The sequence below is a fragment of the Acinetobacter sp. V110_1 genome (genome assembly GCF_031798975.1).
Lineage (GTDB): Bacteria > Pseudomonadota > Gammaproteobacteria > Pseudomonadales > Moraxellaceae > Acinetobacter > Acinetobacter nosocomialis_A.
In genome coordinates this window covers 150,918-172,270 of the sequence record NZ_JAVQNN010000030.1, presented here as the reverse complement: position 1 = coordinate 172,270, position 21,353 = coordinate 150,918, and the positions used below count along the sequence as shown (strand labels likewise).

Here is a 21,353-nt window from a genome sequence, read left to right as displayed (position 1 = left end):
TAATTTTAGGAAAATGGCTAAAAGAAAATATAAAAGTGATAAGTTTCAGGTGCGTCGAATTAATCGCCAATGGTGGGTACTTGAAAAGGACTTGGAAACGAACTGCTATGCTAAGCATGAACAAGTAGCTACAAAAACATTAGCGAATAATTATGCTGATGATTATATAGAGCAATACTATATGAATCTCTATATTCAAGAACAATTGAAAAAACCAGAAACTGTATAAAAAGCCTTTATGGCTTTTTTTATTTATAATTTAAAAAGTTAATAAACAATTAAATTATAAAATTATGGCATAAAAAAAAACCTACATCTTGGGGAAAATGTAGGCTATAAAATGCACAAAAAGGAATGATATATCCTTTTTGACAAGAAGAATTTTACGCTACTGCAAGCTCTTATTTTATATTACTTTTGTAAAGTTAATGGTGGTTATTGTATTAATGCTTAATAATTGAAACTGATTTTTTATATAAATTTTCTAACAAAAATATCTAAAGTCATTTTATTTCTTGCTCACTTAAATATTTTATTTGCTATGAATTACTCTATAAACTCTTCTTTTTTGATCTATAAACACCTGTTTTAACAAGTTTTTTACAAAAATAAGCATAATTTTTTAAAGTTAATACTCTATTTTTTACACTCTTAATAAAATTAAAAGTTAATAAATAACATATGCATACATGAGTAATATCAATTTTATTTTAGAAAAACATTTATTCAAGGCGAAAAAAACATCAAATATTATTTTTTTATAGCTTTTGTGGTGACGACACAACTATTACAATACAGTTTATAAATAGTTTAACTCTTCAGCAGTTTTAGGCATGTTATGACTTCAATGTCGAACACTACCCAAAAGCACTTTATTGTTGAGCAGTTTCCTCTACCGACTTGGGTCAATGATGAAAAAGGCTTAATTTTATACTGCAATACGGAGTGTACAAAGTACTGGCACGATACCTCTCCTCCATTGTTTCAGCAATGGTTAGATTTCGTGTACCCTGCCGATTTAGAAGAAGTTAAAAACAAATGGTTAGATGCTATACGACTGCAATCAAGAGTTGAATTTAAATGCCGTCTTTTACATAAGAGCCATCAATATCGATGGTGTAAACTTTCAATTCAATTATCGAAATATCATGAACCTTTTCAAGAAAATCAATGGTTTATTAGTTTTCTAGATATTGATCAAGATATACAAGAACAACAAAGCCTACGTAAAGATATCGATATACAGAATCAAATGCTCGATATTAGTGTCGATTGTATTAAAGTTTTAAATACAGATGGCACAGTATCTCATATGAATAAATCAGGGTGTCTTGCATTAGGTGTACCTGTCGATGAAAAAAAATTCGGTATGCGATGGTTAGATCTTTTACCACCGCATATTCGTAAACGCGGAAGAGTTGCTTTAAAAAAAGCCTTACAGGGTAAAGTGGCTCGATTCGCTGGCATGAGTTGCTTACCAAATCAAGATCCTGAATATTGGGATAACATGCTTACCCCAATTCAACATACAAACGGCGAAATTATTCAAATATTGTGTGTTTCTCGGAATGTCACTCAACAATATCTTACTGAAAACCGATTACGAGATATTAGTGAGAGAGATGAACTTACCGGATTATTTAATAGACGCTCATTTAAGCTCCAATTAAAACGTACCCTAGCCTACTCACGAGAAACCCAAACAAGTGTAGGGTTACTTTTAATTGATTTAGATCACTTCAAACACATTAATGACACCATCGGTCATAGTGCTGGCGATCACTTATTAAAAATTCTGTCTAAACGTTTTAATCAGTGCGTAGACCATGAACGATGTTCTGTCGCTCGCTTAGGGGGCGATGAGTTCGCAGTTATTGTCAGCCATTTAAAAAATGAAAATGATGTCCGAGAGCTTGCTGAAGTATTGCTTCAACAACTCAATCAACCCATTACATATGCGGGGAATGTACTCAACGGCGGTATGAGCATTGGGTGTGCCATTTACCCGCAAGATGCGGTTGATCAATCAAGCTTATTAAGCTGTGCAGACATGGCATTGCATGACTTAAAAGCTCGAGGTCGTGGCGGTATACGTATGTATAACCCGAGTATGATGCAGTTGACTGAAGCCATCGCCTCTCAACTTAACATTGCTCGACAGCTTATTCGCCACCATACTATCCAACCCTACTATCAACCTAAAGTTGATTTAAAAACTCATGCTGTTGTGGGCTTTGAAGCATTACTGCGTTGGCACACGACTTCGGCTCAAAGAGGTTTGCCTTCACAAATTGCTGAAGCTTTTAAAGACTATGATTTAGCCAGTAAGATCGGTGAAATTATGCAGCAACAAGTTTTGCATGATATGGCTAAATGGATAAAGTTAGGCTTTCAGCCACTTCCAGTATCACTAAATGCTGCACCAGTTGAGTTCTTAAGAGATAATTACGCTGAACGTTTATTAAAAAAGATTCATCAACTTGAAATTCCTACATATTTAATTGAAATAGAAGTTACTGAGCATATGCTTGGGGACCGTGGCTCTGAATATGTTATTCGCGCACTCAATAAATTAAAGCAACATGGCGTACGCATTGCTTTAGATGATTTCGGAACAGGATTCTCTTCTCTAACGCATATACGAGACTACCCAATTGATTGTCTAAAAGTCGACTGTAGCTTTATACAAAAGATGCAACAGGACCCATCAATTTATGCAATTGTCCAAGCAATTGGTTTACTCGCACCTAATCTCTCACTCGGTTTAATTGCAGAAGGTATTGAAACCCCAGAACAAAAAGAGCTACTTCTTAAATTTGGTTATAACATTGGACAAGGTTTTTTATTCGAACAAGCTATTGATGCAAATCAAGTTATATCTATTCTTAAACAAGGTCAGGCTTATTTAGAAAGCCATTATTCGATGAATTAATCTGTATATATACAAAAAGTAGTCGCTCACTTTGCACACTAAAAATACACAATAAAAACGATAAAATTGGCGATAATATAACCATAACGATAACAAACTTAGGTTCTTCAACAATAAATATTGTCACAAGGCAATAAGGAGCAATATATGAGTTATCACCATATTTTAGTTCCAGTCGATGGTTCTCCTACTTCACTTATTGCGGTTAATCATGCTGCAAGTCTTGCTAAAGCGTTTAACAGTAAAGTCACTTTAGTATATGCGCTCACTATTGATCCTTTTATTTCAGTTGAAATCATTGATAGTACAGAAATTGCACAAGATTACTTTAATAAAGCGAGAGCTTCGATTCAGGGCATTTTAGATCAAGCTAAAGAGCAATTTAGTCAACACGGAATTTCTGTTGAAACAAAGATTGTTGAAGGTCAAACAATTCACACAGAAATTATCAAAGCAGCAACTGAGCTAAAAGCTGATTTATTGGTAATTGGCTCTCATGGACGAAAAGGTTTTAAAAAGTTCTTCTTAGGAAGTGTGACTCAAGCACTGTTAGGAGAAATCCATGTACCCGTATTGGTCGTAACCGAATAGATAAATTTAAAGTTCAAAAAAACCCAGCTATAGAGCTGGGTTTTTTACATAAACTACTTTCCGTTATACGTAAATTTAATGAGAGAACCAGGATTCTCTAAAGTATGCGTTACAGAACCATCGTCTTTTTGCACATTACCCGCTGTATCGGTCAGTACATATAAGACATTGCCCTCCGGACTTGCAATCACGTCACGATAACGGTTATTGCTTTTAAACATCGGGATGGCATCATCTAAAGTCGCACTATATGTTGGATCTAGCTTAATACGGAAAATGACTCCACGTTTTAAAGATGGTACCAATAATGTATTTTCCCATCCCGGAATCGCCTTTTTACCTCCCGTATATACATATGCCGATGACGGTGCAACCGTTGGCCAGCAGACATAAGTCATATCACCACAAGTTGGATCATTGTAGTTATAGGTATCTTGTACGGTATACAACGTTTTCAAAGGCGCTACAAAATTTTTCCCAGTCCATTCAGACTCTTTAGTCACGGGAACACCTTCGGCTACTTTTACCCCGTTTTGACCCAAATCTTTAATTTGAGATTTATTGGTTGCAGCCGAATAGTTGGCATAAGCATAGCCACTATCATCTTTATAACCTGCTACATTTGGCCAACCATAGTTCCCACCTTTTAAAATGAGATTAATTTCATCATCAGAATTTGGCCCTTGCTCAGATTGTAAAAGCTTTCCATTTGGAGCAAATGCTAAACCTTGTGGATTACGGTGCCCTAAAGTATAAATATGACTAACTACCCCATTAAAGCTCGGGTTATCTTTAGGAATACTTCCATCCAGGTTTAAGCGTAATACCTTGCCCATATAGGTATGGTAGTCTTTGCTGTTCAGCTCTTGCTGAGTTGGGGTATGCTGCGCCTGATTTGGTAAAAACAAATAAGCCAGTTGATTTCGGCCTTGGTCACCAATCGTATAGTAGATTTTTTGGTCTGGACCAATAACAAGACGGCCTGACTGATGGTCTTTTGATGATGGTAAGCCTGCAATCAAATCAACAGGTTTTTCAAATGTATCTGTTGTTTTGTTATAGGTATATCTACGGATAATCGTTTGGTTAGGTAGTTCTTTATCTGTAGATTTTGGATTTTTAAAAGTACCCGAAATATAGATATAAGGGTTATGTTTAAAGTCAGGATGAAAAGCAAAGCCTAACAAACCATTTTGCCCATCCGCATCATTCACAATTTCAGGAACCTGAAAAACTGTTTTTGCGCTACCGGACTCAGGATTTACTCTTAAAATTTTACCGGTTGCACGTTCGGTTAACCAAATCTGATTGTCTGGTCCCCATAACAAAGCATGCGGTTTATTTAAGTTAGACAGAATAACTTTTTTATCAAAATTTTCTGTTTTTGCTTTAGCAAATTGCGCTGGCGTAAGCGGAATGTCCGCAAATGCCGTATTAAGCATAAATAGTTGTGCAGCACCTAAAAGAGTGACCTTGGCTAATAAATGTTTATTCATAATTCCACCTTATAAATTTTTTAAAGAGTTACTCAAATCAAAAACGTTTGATTTGTATAAGTTCTCTATATCTTTTGTATTATGATGAATAGCATATTTATTAAAATCCAAATTTCTGAAAGGCTCTGTTGCATAAAAGTAGCTATTCAAAACAAATGAATACTTTAAAAGTTATCTTATAAATAGTTCATCAAGTTTTTAAACTGATTGATATGAAAGCAACCTTTAACAAAGTAATTGAAAAGTAAAAATTAATACTGAAACAGACAATTCAAACTATAAAAACATACATAACACCCAGCTAAAAGATTCAAGCTAGAGCTTAAGGATTTCAGCAGAAGTCAGGTTCAGTTATGTGCGCAAATTTTAAACCTCTTAAGAAAGATCATGCTCATCAATTAGACTTATTTGAACCAACGTTTGATTACAAATCGGATGTTTATCCAAGTGATGACTGTCCACTGATCTTATCTCACCAAAATGAATTGGAATGGCTAAAAGTTAAATTTGGAATGTTACCTCCCTATGCCAGAGAAGTTTCATTTAAGTATGCAACCTATAATGCAAGAACTGAAACGGTTGAACAAAAACGTTCTTTTAAACACGCTTGGTCACATAATCAATTCGGGCTTATACCTGTTGAAGCTATTTATGAACCGAAATATATCAATGGAAAAGCTCATTGGTATGGCATATTCCGTCAAGATAGGGAACCATTTACACTTGCGGCAATTTATGAAGAAACCATCATTGATGAGCAGAAAGTTCGGTCAATGTCATTATTAACAATAAACGCAGATCAGCATCCATTCATGAAGCAGTTTCACAAACCAGACGATGAAAAACGTTCAATTATTGTGATACCAAATCATCTCAGGAATGATTGGTTGAATTGCAAGCACACTGAAGCATCTGATTTTTTCTTAGATATGCCACTATATGAATTTATATCTCTACCGAAAGCAGATATGAAGAAATAATAATTAAATATTTAGCACTGAGGACACATATAAAAAATTAAAAAAGGCCCGCTTGGGACCTTTTTTTATATTGGACATTAAGGCGATTTGTAGAGCAAACGGTTTGGGCTACCAGACGGATTTTTCACTACATTACTGGTTGCTTGATTTAACAAATTAGTCAATATCGTTTGAGGCGTAGCAGTAGGTGTGCTTTGAAGCATTTCAGCAACTACACCGGCAACATGTGGAGTTGCCATTGAGGTACCATTTAATACTTTAGTGGCTGTATTACTTCCAATCCAAGAAGAATTAATTTGACTTCCCGGCGCAAAAACATCCACACAGCTTCCATAATTAGAATAACTTGCTCGAGTATCAGTATTGTCCGTTGCAGCAACTGTAATTGCATTACTTGTTCTTGCAGGAGAAGAAGTACAAGCATCTGTATTCGAGTTACCTGCGGCTACGACCATTACATAACCATTATTATATAAATTTTCTACTGCACTATCTAAAGAAGAGCTTGCTGCCCCGCCTAACGACATGTTTACAACGGCTGGTTTACTTCCATTTTTCAAAATCCAATCTAAACCAGCAATAACATTACTTGAAGCACCAGACCCATCACATCCTAAAATCCGGACTGGAACTAGTCTTACACTCTTGGCAACACCATAAGTCGTCCCCCCTACAGTCCCAGCAACATGTGTGCCGTGTCCATTACAATCGGTCGTTCCATTACCATCAGATATTGCTGTATATCCATTTAATACACGACCTGAAAATTCTTGATGGGTAGACAATATACCAGTATCAACAATATAAGCTGTTGTACCCGAACCGGTCTGCGAATAAGAATATGCTGAATTTAATGGTAAAGCTTTCTGATCGATGCGATCTAGTCCCCAATCAGGATTACTTTGGGTCGTTGCATCAATATTCACAACAGTATCATTTTCTACAGAAAGAACTTGTGGATTCTTTTTCATCGCTTCAATAAAGGCTGTTCCTGCCGTATCAGGTAAATAAATTGCAAAACCTTTAAGAGCACTATCGTAGCTCTGCAAAACCCTGCCACCATGTTGTTTTGCAATATTCTGTGCAAAATCTTTAGCAGGTCCAATATCCTTGTTCAAGATGACAATATATTGATTTTTAATAATTCCTTTTGCTTGAGAAGAGTCTATTGCAGAATTTAAAAGATTTGGTGCTGCGTAAGCTAAATGGGTCGCTGCCATTGAAAGAAAAATGGCAGAAACTTTGCGAATATTCATGTATATCTCCATATATTATATTTCAGGTATTTTTATGATAAGTAATAACTTTTTTATTTAGGTTTAACTTCCAGATGAAAATTTTAAAGAGTTTTATCTGTTTTTAACCTAAATCATATTTTCATAATTTTTTATTTCACACAATATACTTCAACTTTTTTAACAGAAACTGTGATAGGAATCTAATTAAAACTTATATATTTTATTCTTTTATAGTCAGTTATTCTTTAATATTTGGGATCAACAATATAGAAAAGAATAACCATGATGAGCAAAACTATAGTCATGATTGTTAAGTATGTCCCTACAGTATTAAAACTTTTTAAAAACTTCAAAATATCCATAACAACATGATAGATAAACAATAAATTAGAAAAATTATTTCAAAATTTACTCATTCAAGCAATCATAAGTAATTTACAATTTTTTTAACTATAATTCCTACGTATAGTAAATGTATAAATATTTTATTTACTCAAATTATTATTCATATTTTTAAGCTATAAAATTATTATGTAGGCAAATTTATTAAAAATATAAAATACATTCTCTCTATTTTTATAAAAGTAAAATTAACTATAAAAAATTAAGTTTAATATTTCTTAAAATTTATGTAATTACCTTTTATTTACCAATTAACTTATTTAAAAACAATTTGATGAATAAATACTTTTAATAAAAAATACCCTCATATCTAAGATACGAGGGTATTAAAATAAAAAACTTTACAGACGCAGTATGTGCATGAATAAATATATACTTTTAAAGATATATTTACAATACCTCTTTCATATTTTCATTTAATTGGATGTGATCAACTTCATCAATTGCTGCTTTAGTACACTAAATATTTATGATCAAGAGACGATACAAAATAAAAAAGTCCGTATCTTGGGAAGCTACGGACTATAAAACTCATCTAAGCAACAGCTAAACAGTTTGTCGATTAGAGAGAAAACACTATCCTTTTAATCTAATTGAGTTATTAATTTAGGTCAACTTGAAATCCAACGCAGTGATAAAAAGCTACTTAAATGTGATACGTTTTACATTTCCACTCAAACACAACCTAAAATTAATATATTCAACTAAATTTAATAAAAACATATATCATTTAGCACGCCATCATTGAATAAACTTCAAATTATTGATTCCAAATATTAAAACCAATCATCCACCTTTAAAAGTCGGATTATACAGTTCATATCTATTCAAACCTACCTTTAAAATAGTGCTCTAAAATAGAATAATGATTGACCCCAGAAATAGTCTCTAAAGAGAATAACTCCTGATCTTGCCCCCCTTTATGCTCAAAATAATTTTGGCTTTGCCATCTCAACTCACTTAGCTCCAACTCTCCACACAAAACTATACAAGGAATATCAACACTCTCTTTGTGATAAATAGGGCTATATTCCAAAATATCGTCTTGTGATAAGTTTAATGCATGATTTAAATGAGTCTCTCGTATAGGTGCTAAATCATAGATACCACTTAATAAAACTGCTTCAGTTAATAAAGGATGGCTTAAACATAATGCTCCGAGATGCGCACCTGCTGAATGGCCCACTAATAAAACTTCATCCGTTTTCCAATTCTGCTGTGCAATAAAATCTAGAGCTTTTTGAGTTTGAGCCACCATTTGTGAAATATGACTTTGAGGAGCCAAGTCATATTCTAAAAGTACACACTGCGCCCCTTTTGCCAAAATATACGGCGCTATAAAGGCAAAGTCCGATTTATCACACCACTGCCAATATCCACCATGTATAAAAATCACGGTCTTATTGGCATGTGCTAAAGGGAAAAAATCCATCGTTGATCGGTTCTGTGAACCATACTTTATATCTTTTATATGATGATAGGCTTGATAACTCAGCAAGCTTCTATATTGAAAGCTTGCTAGTATTTCACCTTCATTTGCTACCGTTGTAGCATTATCATATTGTCTCATATACCGATCACTTCAATGTTTCTTCACTAGAGTTGAGATTTAACTTTACGGTGGAACGTTTTAAGTAGAAGCAAAATATCAGAACAAGCACTAAAGGTACGCCAAACTGCAAAGTAGATTTAAACTCATTGGTAAACCAAGTGGTTACTGTAATACTCAAAATCGCAATAAAACCAAATAGTGAGATGAATCGACTGGCTGGAATTTTAAATTTTAGCTGTATGTTTTGCTGAGCCATATGCTTTCTAAAAAACATATGTGTCACAAAGATACTCCCCCAAGTGAACAACGCACCAAACATCGATAGCGCAATCATGATTGGAAACGCAGAAGCCGGATTAATTGTATAAACAATACTAGCAATACCAATCCCTACCGCGGAAAGCAACAGTGCATTTACGGGTACACCGTTACTACTAATTCGGCCAAAAACTTTTGGTGCATCGCCTGCACGTGACAAGCTAAACAACATACGAGTTGAGATATAAAGCATGCTATTCATTGCAGATAAGGCAGCTACAATTACAATAAAGTTTAAAATACTATCGGCATATGGAATACCAACAATCCTCATGACCATAACAAAAGGACTTGTTGCATCTGCTCCAATCAAAACCGTCCATGGCACCAAAGTAACGATGAGAAATAAAGACAATAAATAAAACAAAATAAGTCGGAGTGCTGTGCTTTTAAATGCCTTTTTTACTGCTTTTTCAGGGTCTTTTGCTTCACCAGCTGCGACGGCGATCATTTCTATACTTAAATAACTAAATATTGAAATAATGACACCAATCCATACCCCACTAAAGCCATTGGGGAAAAAGCCTCCATGCCCTGACAAATTAGTCACAACTTGCTTTGCGCCCTCCTTGCTTTGAGTCAAGATACCAATAGCCAAAAGAATAAACACGATAATGGCAAAAACTTTGATTGTGGAAAACCAGTACTCCACCAAACCAAAGGCTTTAACACTATAGGCATTTACAACAAGTAAGGTCAGTGAAAAAAATCCAATCCAGACCCAAGAGCCTACATTTGGAAACCAAAGCTTCATATAATCAGCTACAGCGGTAATCTCAGTGCCTACCGCCAGCACAATACAAGCCCAATAACAGTAGCGAACTAGAAAGCCAGCAAGTGGACTCATATAATGTTCTGCGTATGCACCAAATGAGCCCGAGGTAGGATGCTGAACCGTCATTTCAGCCAAGCAAGCCATAAGTGCAAATGCAATTAAACCACCAATCGCATAGCTGACGATGACTGCAGGACCAGCAAAGCTAATTGCAAATTTGCTTCCCATAAACAATCCGGTTCCAATTGCTCCGCCAATGGCAATCATACCCATCTGTTTTGCGGATAACTTTTTATGCAGCCCAGCTTCTCTATTTTGTATTTCATCAAAACTACTCATAGGCCCTCCTAGCCATTTGTTTTATTTTGATTCCTTAAAAAAATCAGGTCACTTCACCGCGAACTAAATAGCGCTTATTTTTCCATTCACTATTCAGCATAGTTTCTTTTAAATGCTGTACTGCATTCCAAATATCTTCAAATCCTAAGTACAAAGGTGTAACACCAAATCGCAACACCGCAGGTTCCCTATAATCACCAATCACACCACGTGCAATAAGCGCCTGAATAATTTCATAACCGAATTCATGACGATAACTAACATGACTACCACGATATTTATGATCTAAAGGCGTAATTAACTCAAAACCAAATTCAGAGCATTCTTGCTGTACCAGTTGAATAAATAAGTCAGTTAATTTCAGCGATTTTTCACGGATTTTTTGCATATCAGCATGTAAGAAAATATCGACGCCGCATTCAATAAGACTCATAGAAATAACTGGCTGAGTCCCACATAAATATCGGCGGATACTATTCGCTGGCTCATAATGCTGTGCCATATCAAATGGTTTTTTGTGACTCCACCAGCCAGATAAAGGTTGCCAAAACTGATCACGGTGCTTTTCATTGACCCAGAGCAATGCTGGCGAACCAGGCCCCCCATTTAAATATTTATAGGTACAACCAATCGCAAAATCACTACCGCTTTGATTCAGGTCCATTGGAACAGCACCAACGGAGTGACATAAATCCCAAATCACCAAAGCGTCTTTAGAATGAATCTGCTCATTAATAGATGACATATCGTAGAAATACCCTGTACGGTAATTCACGTGAGAAAGAACTACTACAGCAACATCTTTCTCTAAAACCCGAGCTAAGTCTTCTACGTCATCAATCAATTCAACTTGATAGCCCTTTTGTATTAAGTCAATGAAACCTTCAATAATATAAATATCTGTTGGGAAAGCATCCTTTTCCGCAACGATGACTTTACGTTCAGGATTTTTTTCGGCCTGAATTTTTACCGCTGCTGATAAAACTTTAAATAAGTTCAGTGTAGTTGAATCTGAAATAACAACTTCGCCTTGTTCCGCACCAATCAGTTTAGCGACTTTGTCACCCAGTCTTATTGGTAATCCCCACCAATCAGCCTTATTCCAGCTATTGATCAGATCTTCTCCCCATTCTTGGGAAATAATATGCTGAGCGACAGCCAAAGATTTCTTTGGTCTAGCACCTAAAGAGTTGCCATCTAAATAAATAACACCTTCTGGCAATGCAAATTCATCTTTAAATTTTTTGAGTTCATCTTCCTGATCCCAATACAAACACTGTTCACGAGTAATCATTTGGTATTGCACCTATTTCAACATTTCCTTTGTATTTGAATTTTATCACGTCAATTTGTACGATTTATTCGATAATATTTGATTAAAAACGGCTATTTTCGTATAGAATTCTAATTAAAATTAAAAAATATGGATGGAATTCGAAAATGAATGTAGATGCAATCGATCTAAAAATTTTGAAGTATTTACAAGATAATGCCCGCTTAAGCAACCAAGAACTTGCTGATCTCGTTAATCTTTCAGCCTCTGCTTGTCACAGACGAGTCAAGATTTTAGAAACCAACGGAATTATTGAAAAATATCAAGCGAAAGTTAACTACGAAAAATTAGGTATAAAAATTGAGGCGATAGTTGAAATAAAACTTGCTCAACTCACCGAAAATGATCACAATTTTTTCTTAAGCCAGATCAAGAATTTTGATGAAGTGATTAATGCTTATATCATTACAGGCGAATCTAATTATGTTCTGCATGTCGCCACTAAAGATCTAAATTCTTTTTCTCACTTTGTTATTAATACACTCAATAAAATTAAAGGAGTGGTAAGCATTAATTCTAAGATTATCTTACAGAAAATTATACAAAAGCCACTGTAGACTATATAGTTAAATTAAAAATTATATTTACAGAGCTTTTACTATGATCGAAACCGAACGTTTAATCTTAAGACAATGGAAAGAAACTGATGCTGCCCCCTTTATCGAAATGGGATTGGATAAAGATGTTATGCGTTTTTTTCCAAAGCTTTTATCTGCTACTGAAAGTATAAATTTAATTCAAAGAGCATCAGCCCTTATTGATGAAAAAGGTTGGGGATTTTGGGCTGTAGAATTAAAAGAAAGTCATGAGTTTATGGGTTTTATTGGCCTACACGACCAACCAGAACAATTTGATTTTTCCCCTTGCATTGAAATTGGCTGGAGGATTGCTACAAAATACTGGAAAAAAGGTTATGCCACAGAAGGAGCAAAAGCAGCGTTGGACTATGCCTTTAATGTTCTCAATAAAGATAAAGTAGTTTCTTTTACAGCAACTGTGAATAAGCCATCTCAAGCTGTGATGGAAAGACTAGGAATGTATAAAGTTAAATACTTCAATCATCCGAAGCTTCCAGACGAACATGCCCTACAAGAACATGTTCTTTATGAAATAAATAATCCTAAGTTTAAGTTATGAGTAAAGTACATATTGGTATATTTCAAGCATTCCAATGAATTAAAAAATAAGGATTATTCATCAAAGTCATAACCTACAGAAGTAGAATGCTCCCAATATTCATTAATTTTATCTGCAATAGCTTCCTTATCCATTGTAGTTAAAACATAGAAAAGTTTTGCTTCTTTGTTTTTTCTCAAAATTAGTAGATTGTAATAGTCATATTCAGGGCCATTTAGTCCTAATGATGGCTGTTCTTCACAGTGCTTCTCAGCCTTGTAATGCCATTCAAGTTTATAAGTATCAATACCATTGGCGGCATTGATCACTATGCCGTCATTGGCGCCTCCAATAAATCCAATTTTCATTGCCTGCTCTAAATTGTTATTCGGATAATTTTTAATATAACTTTAAACAGGTACGGTTCAATTTATAAAATGTTTGCCAATACGTATCCTATGTAAATCAAAATAACGAGTTTATTACTTCATGGCACGTAAATATTCATAAGCCTCTTTTTCATTGCTCTCCAGATGAACTCGTGCTTCCGTCTCATCATTTAAAGTTTCGTTTATTATTTTGGTATCTTTATAAGAGATTTGATGACCTATTTGAAAATCTGCTCCTAATGCATCAATCACGATAAACTTTCCAGCAGCGTTTGAAGCTATAAAAAAACTGTTGTTACGATAACCATATCTAATTGTATATAAGCCCACTTTCATTCCAACTTTTAATAATATTTAAATAATAATTCCATAGAGTTCATAGAAAAGCAAAAATACTTATCAAAAAATGAACCGAAAAATAAATATAAATCTATATTTCTAAAAGACTTTATTAATCACCTTCCTCCTATTTTACTTCCATGAATATTTTCAAAAATTTGTTCAAGCTCCACTATTAAGTAGTTTTATCATAAAATATACCTTCAAAAAAGTAAGAGCAGATATATAGAAGCTATCTTATGAAAAACACGATTTTTCTTTTCTCTCAATATTGAGTAGTCCAAACTTTAGGGGCACTATTGTTATCTACTCGTTTATTCATTACAGACCATTAGAATTTTAAAATGATGAAATAACAACAAATCAGTCCGTTTTCCCGACTTTAATGATTATAATCTTAAGCTACTTTTCTTCCATGTATATTTTAGTTGGAGCTCTCAAAACATGAATAAAATAGTGCTTTTTGACATGGACGGAACTTTGTTAGATTTGGCTTTTGACGATTTTATATGGAACGAATGCCTACCTGAAAGACATTCTCAGACACATCAAATCTCTTTAATAGAAAGCCAAGAAATATTAAGCCAGTTTTATCGTAGCAATAAGCATACTCTTGCCTGGTATTCTTCAAAATATTGGACAAAAACTACAGGCGTAGATGTTTTAAAGCTTCAACAAGAATTTCAACATAAAATTAAAACACGATCAGGATGCATGGAGCTACTTCGCGCTCTAAAAGAACAAGGTTATCAATGCTGGTTAGTCACTAATGCAGACTATGCAAGTTTACAATTAAAACTTGATAACATTCCTATTCAAGATTTTTTTGATGTGATTGTGTCTAGCGAACAAATTGGTCATGCAAAAGAAGAACTTCAATTTTGGCAAGAGTTACAACGTTTATATTATTTTGTACCAGAAACGACTATTTTTTTAGATGACACTCTTCCAGTTTTAAAAACTGCTGAAAAATTTGGTATAAGACACTTGTTTACTATCTTACAGCCCTCAACTCTTAAGAGTAAAAGGCAGTCACAAGATTTAGAGTATAAAGCTCTAGATCAGCTTACAGAGCTACTGTCTATTTTGAATCAAACTGATAGAAAGGATAATGATGTCAAAATTGCGTGAAAACGATGCTGTGGAAACCATGCGTATTGACAAATGGTTATGGGCGGCACGTTTTTTTAAAACTCGTTCTATTGCTAAAGCAGCAATTGAAGGAGGAAAAGTACATCACAATAATGAGCGTGTAAAAGTTTCTAAAGAAATTCGTGTTGGGATGGAACTGGTTGTTCAGCAAGGTTTCGATAAAAAGACGATTGTTGTTAAAGCACTTTCCAACGCTAGAGGACCCGCTCCTGTTGCACAACAACTTTATGAAGAAACCGAAGTAAGTATTGCAAGACGGGAGTTGATTGCTTCCCAGCGAAAATTGCATAATCTAGCTCGACCTGACCATAGACCAAGCAAGAAAGATCGGCGACAAATCAATCGGTTTAAACAGGATAACGATCAACATTATGAAGACCATTGGTCTTATGATGAGGAATAAAAACGTCGAGTTGTGTCGCACTCACATATACAATATATAGAAGCTAGAGAAAAAATCTGTCACTATTAGCCCTGTGAAACAAGTTGAGATTCAATGCATCCACTTGGGTTAAACGTGATGAACATAGAGTATTGAGGTTTTTGAGATGGATGAGAATAAAAGCAAAGCATTACAAGCCGCTTTGAGCCAAATTGAGAAGCAATTTGGTAAAAACACGGTTATGCGTCTCGGTGACAACACTGTTCAAGCAGTTGAAGCCGTATCTACAGGTTCTTTAACTTTAGACATCGCATTGGGGATTGGTGGTTTACCGAAAGGCCGTATTATCGAAATTTATGGTCCAGAATCTTCTGGTAAAACTACAATGACATTACAAGCAATTGCTCAATGTCAAAAGTCTGGTGGTACATGTGCCTTTATCGATGCCGAACATGCCCTAGATCCTCAATATGCACGTAAGCTTGGTGTAGATATTGATAACCTACTTGTTTCACAACCCGACAACGGTGAGCAAGCACTTGAAATCGCCGATATGCTTGTTCGTTCAGGTGCGATTGATTTAATCGTTGTGGACTCGGTAGCTGCTCTCACACCTAAAGCAGAGATCGAAGGTGAGATGGGTGACTCTCACATGGGTCTACAAGCACGTCTTATGAGCCAAGCACTTCGTAAAATCACGGGTAACGCTAAACGCTCAAACTGTATGGTTATTTTCATTAACCAAATCCGTATGAAAATTGGTGTTATGTTTGGTAGCCCAGAAACTACGACTGGTGGTAACGCACTTAAGTTCTATGCTTCAGTTCGTTTAGATATTCGTCGTATCGGTCAGGTAAAAGAAGGCGACGAAATTGTTGGTTCAGAAACCAAAGTTAAAGTCGTTAAGAACAAAATGGCTCCTCCATTTAGAGAAGCTATTTTCCAAATTCTATATGGTAAAGGTACTAACCAATTAGGTGAACTTGTAGATTTAGCAGTTCAACAAGATATCGTTCAAAAAGCTGGTGCATGGTATTCATACCAAGGTAATAAAATTGGCCAAGGTAAGAATAACGTAATTCGTTATTTTGAAGAAAATAAGCAAATAGCTGAAGAGATTGAGCGCAATATCCGTGAGCAATTGTTGACTACAGGTACAAATGGCGCAGTGCAAATTGAAGATGATGAAGAAGAACCAGATCTTTTATTAGAATCTTAATTATACATGAGTCATAAAACGCCCTTCGGGGCGTTTTTTACAAGGAAATTTATATGTTCAAAAGAAACGATGAGCAATCTCAACAGCGCCCTCCTCTTACTGGCCAGCGCTTACGCTCATATGCTTTTGCTTTACTTACTCGCCGAGACTACTCTAAAGCAGAATTGATTGAGAAATTAGCTCGTTATGCACAAAATATAGAAGAAGTGAAACAACTTGTTGAAGAGTTATCTGAACAAAATTACCAAAGTGACCAGCGTGTTGCGGAATTAACATTGGCTAGCCAGATTCGTAAAGGCAAAGGTCCAAAACGCATTCAACAAGCTTTAAAAACAAAACAGATAGAAAATGATTTAATCGCCGATGAAATTCAAGAAATTGATTGGGTAAAACAGGCGTATCAACTTAAAGTTAAAAAGTTTGGAGAAGCCGTAGAGAAAGATCCAAAACTTAAAGCAAAACAGATCAGATTTCTACAATATAGAGGATTTGATTTAGATGTAATTTTAAAAGCAATCCAACGAAGGTTGGATTAAAAGAAAGGTGGCAGCCCCACTAGCAAAACTTCGGCACATCATAGATCTGCTACCGTTGCTACCTTCCGGTCCTGGCGGGGTTCACAGAGTACAATTGCGAAGCCACCAGCGGGGCTACCATTGCAAAACAAAGTATAGAGATTTTTAAAAGAGTTGCAACCCTTCTCTGTCTTTTTCGGCAAGTTTTTGTTTCGATTGATTAATTCATCAGCAAAAATAGCTTAAAACACTAAAAATGTAATTTTCTGAACTTATGCTCTTTTCGTATTTTGCATAAAATATGCTTGAAGATTGTAAACTATCCTTGCATTTAAACTGTTAACTGCTTTAATTGCATTGATCAATGAAAAACCTTAGATATTTAGAGAATTGTTTTTTATATTCCTGTATCGAGGTGGCTTTTATATAAAATTATGGATTTATACACATGCAAATGAAGAAGCATTCTTTATTATTTATTGCCTTAATGAGTACCACTTCTCTATACGCAAACATTCCTATTGAGTCTCGTGGTTTAAGTCAAAATGATGGTAGTGCATCTAATACTTCTTCAAGCAATATTTCAGTTTCTACAAATTTAAACTGGGAATTGATGCAAAAAAACCAACAATTAGAAAATGATGTCCGTACTTTAAGAGGTCAGTTAGAAGAACAAGCGAATGATATTGAGCAATTAAAGAAAGACCTTGCGAACCGCTATACTGATTTAGATCAACGTCTAGAATTGTTACATCAAAAAGTTGACCCTGACAGTGCTACACAAGAAGATAGCTCAAATACGACTGCTGATAGCACTACTTCTACTAATACATCAGCACCTCAATCTCAGCCTACAGATGGCAACAAAGTAGTTGCAGCTCCACCTACTCCAACCACCTCTGAACAACAACCTAGTGCACCCGTAACAAACGCTCAACCAGTCACCGCGGCCCAAAATCAATCAAATCCACTTGAGCTAGAAAAAGCCGCTTATACAGTAGCTTTAGATGCTTACAAACAAGGTGGAGCAAAAAAAGCAATTGCTCCGATGCAAAACTTTATTAAAAACCATCCTAATAGTATTTATACAGGTAATGCCTATTTCTGGTTAGCAGAGTTTCATTTAGCTACAGACCCAGTGAACTACAATGAAGCGAAGAAAAACTACAATATTGTCGCTAGCCAATATCCAAACTCTAGTAAGGCACCTCGAGCACTGTATCAGCTGTATAGTATTGCGAAAGATGTTGATAAAAATACTGTGTCAGCAAATCAATATAAGAACAAACTACTTACTCAATATCCCAAATCTGAAGAAGTTAAATTCTTTAAGAAATAATTTAAACATATAAAAAAGGCACTGTTTTTAACAGTGCCTTTTTTATATCTTATTAAAAATTAACGCACAATTCCGCGTTCAGATTGTTCAAGCGAGTCAATTAATAATTGAGCTTCCGGAACAGAAGGCAAAATTTCACTTTTAATTTGCTCAACAGCTTGAACAGAGGTCAATCCAGATTTAAATATCAATTTATAAGCTTCTCTTAAGCCCTGAATTGTATTTTTAGACCAACCTTTTCTTCGCATACCTTCAGTATTTATACCAAAAGCATGAGCAGGATTACCAGACGCCATAACATAGGCTGGTACATCTTTAAGAATTAGTGAGGCCCCACCAATCATGCTGTAAGAATCAATCTTACAGAATTGATGAATTCCAGAATTACCACCCACAATAACATGATCCCCAATATGCACATGTCCAGCGACACCAACATTATTGGCAAAAATATTGTGATCACCTACGATACAGTCATGTGCGATATGTGTATTGACCATCAATAGGTTATGACTACCTATCTTAGTCAATGAATTATCTTGCACAGTGCCTCTATGTAAGCTGCAATGTTCACGAATTAAATTGTTGTTACCAATTTCAAGCCAAGTTTCTTCACCTTTATATTTGAGGTCTTGGCAAACTTCACCAACACTTGCAAACTGGAAGATCTCATTATTTTGGCCAATTCTGGTAAAACCACCTACTACCACATGAGAATGTAATTTAGTACCAGCACCAATAGTCACTTGAGGACCAATAACACAATAAGGTCCTATTTGAACATCTGCAGCAATCACTGCAGATGGATCAATAATGGCGGTAGAATGGATTAAATCGTGATTACTCATGCCTGCTCTGTTTTTTGGTGTGAAATCATAATCTCAGCGGTTGCTGCTACAATGCCATCAACGCTAGCTGTACAATTGTATTTGTAAATGCCGCGCTTCTGCATTACCAACTCAGATTTTAATACAAGTTGGTCACCTGCAACTACTTGTTTTTTAAATCTAACTCTTTCTGCACCAGCAAACAGGAACAAAGAACCCGGTTTTGGTGTTTCATTGTTCATAATAAAACCTAGAACGCCTGAAACTTGAGCTAGTGCTTCAACAATTAGAACACCAGGCATAATTGGATATTCTGGAAAATGTCCTTGTAGAAACTCTTCATTGATAGAAACATTTTTATAACCAACAATACTATTGTCAGTAACTTCAGTCACACGATCAACCAATAAGAATGGATAACGATGCGGCAAATATTGACGAATCGTTTGAATCTGCATTGGTAATTCAGGGATGGCAAATTTAGGTGTAGTTGACTCGGTCATAATATTCTATTTACGCAAATTAAAAGTTGATTCAAGAGACTCTATTTGAGCTTGTATATGATCAAGTCGTTTAGTGATTTGGGTCAATGGCACATCTGCTAATTGTCGCAAGCGTACAATTGTCTTTTTCCAATGACTATTTTCAAACAACCCAATTCCTGAAGAATAAGTTCCAGCTTCAGAAATATTTTTTGTGACCATTGACATTCCGGTTAAAGTCACATTATCAGCAATTGTAAGGTGGCCTGAGACTCCACATGCCCCAGCTAGAATACAGTTTTTGCCAATTTTTGTGCTTCCTGCAATACCACACGTAGCTGCAATAGCAGTATTTGAACCAATATGAACGTTATGTGCAATTTGCACAAGGTTATCAATAATTACCCCATCTTCCAAAATTGTATTATCAAGAGCACCTCTATCAATACTACAATTTGATCCAATGCGGACATCATTACCAATGATAACTGAACCTAGTTGAGCAATACGATGCCATTTCCCTTGATATGGAGCAAAACCAAAACCTTCACTACCAATTACAGTATTTGAATGAACACGTACACGATCATGTAATTTAGAACTGCCTGTAATAGTGACATGAGAATCAATAAAACAGTCTTTTCCAACTTCTACATAGTCATCAAGTTTAGTATGCGACTGAATGACTGTATTATCACCCACTACGCAATTTTCACCAATAACTACATAGTGTCCTATATATGCGGTTTCGGAAATAACAGCAGATGGATGAATTTGAGCAGTGCTTTCTATACCTGTTGAAGTAAGCTTTCTATCAAATACGTGAGTAAGGATTGCAAAAGCAAGATAAGGATTATCAACAATAATGAAATTATCTTTTTCAGGAAGATGTTCTTTTAAAGCAGCGGTAACAATAAAAGCTCCCGCGCGGCTTGCTTTAGCTTGTTCGAGATATTTATCACCATTTACAAAAGTAAGATGGTTAACATCCGCATTTTCTAAACTTGCTAGGTTTGAAAATTGAAGGCTACCTTCACCAATTAGCTCACCTTTAACGAGGTGAGCTAATTCATCTAAACGATATTGTTGCACTTTCATTAATTTATTTCATTGAATTAACCTTTTGTATCATTTTATCAGTTAAATCATACTTAGCGTCATAGGCAACAGTTGAATTTTTATTCAAAATAAAGTCAAGATTATTTTCTTTTCGTAACTGCTCAGCAGCTTGTTTAACTCTAGTCTCAAAAGTTGTGTTCATACTTTGCAAGCTAGTTTGAACTCTAGACTGTAAACCTTGCTGTGTTGAATTAAATTCATTTAACTTTGATTGATACTGAGATTGTAATTTTTTAATCTCATCTTCTTTCATTTTTTGGCCTTGGGTTTGAGCTTGACGTTGAAGTCCTTCTAACTCTTTACCCAATTGCTCAAGTTTAGTCGTTGTAGGTTTCACAGACTGGTTTAAGCTTGCATTTTGTTGCTTTAAATAAGTACTATTTTCAACAACTTTAGCGAGATCAATCACACCATAACCAGCTGCATTAGCTGCTACTGAAGCCACCGTCAAGCCTAACCCTAACATTAATGTATTTAATTTTTTCATGTAAATTTCTTTCCTTATTTCATTTTTCAAT

23 protein-coding genes and 1 other RNA gene are annotated in these 21,353 nt (G+C 35.2%); 11 read left to right on the top strand and 13 right to left on the bottom strand.

What is annotated here, in order from left to right; all coding sequences use genetic code 11:
* Nucleotides 1-13 precede the first annotated feature (13 nt).
* From RMA95_RS11730 to RMA95_RS11720, 3 genes are all read left to right on the top strand, one after another.
* Nucleotides 14-229 (top strand): hypothetical protein, encoded by a 216-nt coding sequence (locus tag RMA95_RS11730; RefSeq protein WP_002050718.1) that lies wholly within the window; start codon nt 14-16, stop codon nt 227-229.
* A 609-nt stretch (nt 230-838) separates the two neighbouring features.
* Nucleotides 839-2,932, top strand: coding sequence for an EAL domain-containing protein (locus RMA95_RS11725; protein ID WP_311070754.1), 2,094 nt, complete (start codon nt 839-841; stop codon nt 2,930-2,932).
* A 147-nt stretch (nt 2,933-3,079) separates the two neighbouring features.
* Complete coding sequence (locus tag RMA95_RS11720; RefSeq protein WP_002050707.1) at nt 3,080-3,523, top strand: universal stress protein; 444 nt, start codon at nt 3,080-3,082, stop codon at nt 3,521-3,523.
* Between the two features lie 53 nt (nt 3,524-3,576).
* Here the strand turns inward: RMA95_RS11720 and RMA95_RS11715 are convergent, their stop codons facing one another.
* Nucleotides 3,577-5,019 (bottom strand): glucose/sorbosone family PQQ-dependent dehydrogenase, encoded by a 1,443-nt coding sequence (locus tag RMA95_RS11715; protein ID WP_311070752.1) that lies wholly within the window; start codon nt 5,017-5,019, stop codon nt 3,577-3,579.
* 353 nt (nt 5,020-5,372) lie between these two features.
* On the opposite strand from RMA95_RS11715, the gene RMA95_RS11710 reads away from it, so the two are divergent.
* Complete coding sequence (locus tag RMA95_RS11710; RefSeq protein ID WP_311070750.1) at nt 5,373-5,999, top strand: SOS response-associated peptidase family protein; 627 nt, start codon at nt 5,373-5,375, stop codon at nt 5,997-5,999.
* A gap of 77 nt (nt 6,000-6,076) precedes the next feature.
* Here RMA95_RS11710 and RMA95_RS11705 read toward each other — a convergent pair whose 3' ends face one another.
* From RMA95_RS11705 to kynU, 5 genes are all read right to left on the bottom strand, one after another.
* Entirely contained in the window at nt 6,077-7,255 is a 1,179-nt protein-coding gene (locus tag RMA95_RS11705) for a S8 family peptidase (protein WP_311070748.1), read from the bottom strand.
* Between the two features lie 227 nt (nt 7,256-7,482).
* On the bottom strand, nt 7,483-7,599 hold the full coding sequence (locus RMA95_RS11700) for a hypothetical protein (protein ID WP_263613878.1): 117 nt from the start codon (nt 7,597-7,599) through the stop codon (nt 7,483-7,485).
* Nucleotides 7,600-8,462: 863 nt separating this feature from the next.
* Nucleotides 8,463-9,209 carry an alpha/beta hydrolase fold domain-containing protein gene (locus RMA95_RS11695; RefSeq protein ID WP_311070744.1) on the bottom strand — a complete coding sequence of 249 codons (747 nt, stop codon included), beginning with the start codon at nt 9,207-9,209 and terminating at the stop codon, nt 8,463-8,465.
* Nucleotides 9,210-9,216: 7 nt separating this feature from the next.
* Nucleotides 9,217-10,623 carry an amino acid permease gene (locus RMA95_RS11690; protein ID WP_311070741.1) on the bottom strand — a complete coding sequence of 469 codons (1,407 nt, stop codon included), beginning with the start codon at nt 10,621-10,623 and terminating at the stop codon, nt 9,217-9,219.
* A gap of 43 nt (nt 10,624-10,666) precedes the next feature.
* On the bottom strand, nt 10,667-11,917 hold the full coding sequence (gene kynU / locus RMA95_RS11685) for a kynureninase (protein ID WP_311070739.1): 1,251 nt from the start codon (nt 11,915-11,917) through the stop codon (nt 10,667-10,669).
* A gap of 146 nt (nt 11,918-12,063) precedes the next feature.
* Here kynU and gigD point away from each other — a divergent pair, with 146 nt between their 5' ends.
* Together gigD and RMA95_RS11675 are read left to right on the top strand one after the other, a co-directional pair.
* The gene (gene gigD, locus RMA95_RS11680; RefSeq protein WP_001099948.1) at nt 12,064-12,513 is read left to right on the top strand and encodes an Lrp/AsnC family transcriptional regulator GigD; all 450 of its coding nucleotides are present in this window, start codon (nt 12,064-12,066) and stop codon (nt 12,511-12,513) included.
* Nucleotides 12,514-12,556: 43 nt separating this feature from the next.
* Nucleotides 12,557-13,093, top strand: a complete 537-nt coding sequence (locus RMA95_RS11675) for a GNAT family N-acetyltransferase (protein WP_311070736.1) — start codon at nt 12,557-12,559, stop codon at nt 13,091-13,093.
* Between the two features lie 53 nt (nt 13,094-13,146).
* Here the strand turns inward: RMA95_RS11675 and RMA95_RS11670 are convergent, their stop codons facing one another.
* Together RMA95_RS11670 and RMA95_RS11665 are read right to left on the bottom strand one after the other, a co-directional pair.
* On the bottom strand, nt 13,147-13,440 hold the full coding sequence (locus tag RMA95_RS11670) for a hypothetical protein (RefSeq protein WP_004708422.1): 294 nt from the start codon (nt 13,438-13,440) through the stop codon (nt 13,147-13,149).
* A gap of 114 nt (nt 13,441-13,554) precedes the next feature.
* Nucleotides 13,555-13,791, bottom strand: coding sequence for a hypothetical protein (locus RMA95_RS11665; RefSeq protein WP_311070733.1), 237 nt, complete (start codon nt 13,789-13,791; stop codon nt 13,555-13,557).
* A 453-nt stretch (nt 13,792-14,244) separates the two neighbouring features.
* On the opposite strand from RMA95_RS11665, the gene RMA95_RS11660 reads away from it, so the two are divergent.
* The 4 genes from RMA95_RS11660 to RMA95_RS11645 all read left to right on the top strand — a co-directional run bounded on the left by RMA95_RS11660 (nt 14,245) and on the right by RMA95_RS11645 (nt 17,089).
* The gene (locus RMA95_RS11660) at nt 14,245-14,931 is read left to right on the top strand and encodes an HAD-IA family hydrolase (RefSeq protein WP_311070731.1); all 687 of its coding nucleotides are present in this window, start codon (nt 14,245-14,247) and stop codon (nt 14,929-14,931) included.
* Complete coding sequence (locus tag RMA95_RS11655; protein WP_311070728.1) at nt 14,915-15,355, top strand: S4 domain-containing protein; 441 nt, start codon at nt 14,915-14,917, stop codon at nt 15,353-15,355. Before RMA95_RS11660 ends, RMA95_RS11655 begins: the two co-directional genes overlap by 17 nt.
* A gap of 145 nt (nt 15,356-15,500) precedes the next feature.
* Entirely contained in the window at nt 15,501-16,553 is a 1,053-nt protein-coding gene (gene recA, locus RMA95_RS11650) for a recombinase RecA (protein ID WP_263613886.1), read from the top strand.
* A gap of 53 nt (nt 16,554-16,606) precedes the next feature.
* Nucleotides 16,607-17,089: a regulatory protein RecX gene (locus RMA95_RS11645; protein WP_311070726.1), complete on the top strand. Its 483-nt coding sequence runs from the start codon at nt 16,607-16,609 to the stop codon at nt 17,087-17,089.
* Nucleotides 17,090-17,103: 14 nt separating this feature from the next.
* Here RMA95_RS11645 and ffs read toward each other — a convergent pair.
* An RNA gene (gene ffs, locus RMA95_RS11640) (signal recognition particle sRNA small type) lies at nt 17,104-17,200 on the bottom strand.
* 316 nt (nt 17,201-17,516) lie between these two features.
* Between ffs and RMA95_RS11635 the strand changes: the two genes are divergently transcribed.
* A complete protein-coding gene (locus RMA95_RS11635) occupies nt 17,517-18,407 on the top strand; it encodes a YbgF trimerization domain-containing protein (protein ID WP_311070724.1) in 891 nt (296 codons plus the stop codon).
* Nucleotides 18,408-18,466: 59 nt separating this feature from the next.
* On the opposite strand, the gene lpxA is transcribed toward RMA95_RS11635, so the two are convergent.
* From lpxA to RMA95_RS11615, 4 genes are read right to left on the bottom strand one after another with little or no spacing between them, the layout of a single operon-like run.
* Entirely contained in the window at nt 18,467-19,255 is a 789-nt protein-coding gene (lpxA, locus tag RMA95_RS11630) for an acyl-ACP--UDP-N-acetylglucosamine O-acyltransferase (protein ID WP_263613889.1), read from the bottom strand.
* The gene (fabZ, locus tag RMA95_RS11625; protein WP_000140523.1) at nt 19,252-19,737 is read right to left on the bottom strand and encodes a 3-hydroxyacyl-ACP dehydratase FabZ; all 486 of its coding nucleotides are present in this window, start codon (nt 19,735-19,737) and stop codon (nt 19,252-19,254) included. Before fabZ ends, lpxA begins: the two co-directional genes overlap by 4 nt.
* 6 nt (nt 19,738-19,743) lie before the next feature.
* Nucleotides 19,744-20,814, bottom strand: coding sequence for a UDP-3-O-(3-hydroxymyristoyl)glucosamine N-acyltransferase (gene lpxD / locus RMA95_RS11620; protein ID WP_311070722.1), 1,071 nt, complete (start codon nt 20,812-20,814; stop codon nt 19,744-19,746).
* Nucleotides 20,815-20,818: 4 nt separating this feature from the next.
* Nucleotides 20,819-21,322, bottom strand: a complete 504-nt coding sequence (locus RMA95_RS11615; RefSeq protein ID WP_311070720.1) for an OmpH family outer membrane protein — start codon at nt 21,320-21,322, stop codon at nt 20,819-20,821.
* Nucleotides 21,323-21,353 lie beyond the last annotated feature (31 nt).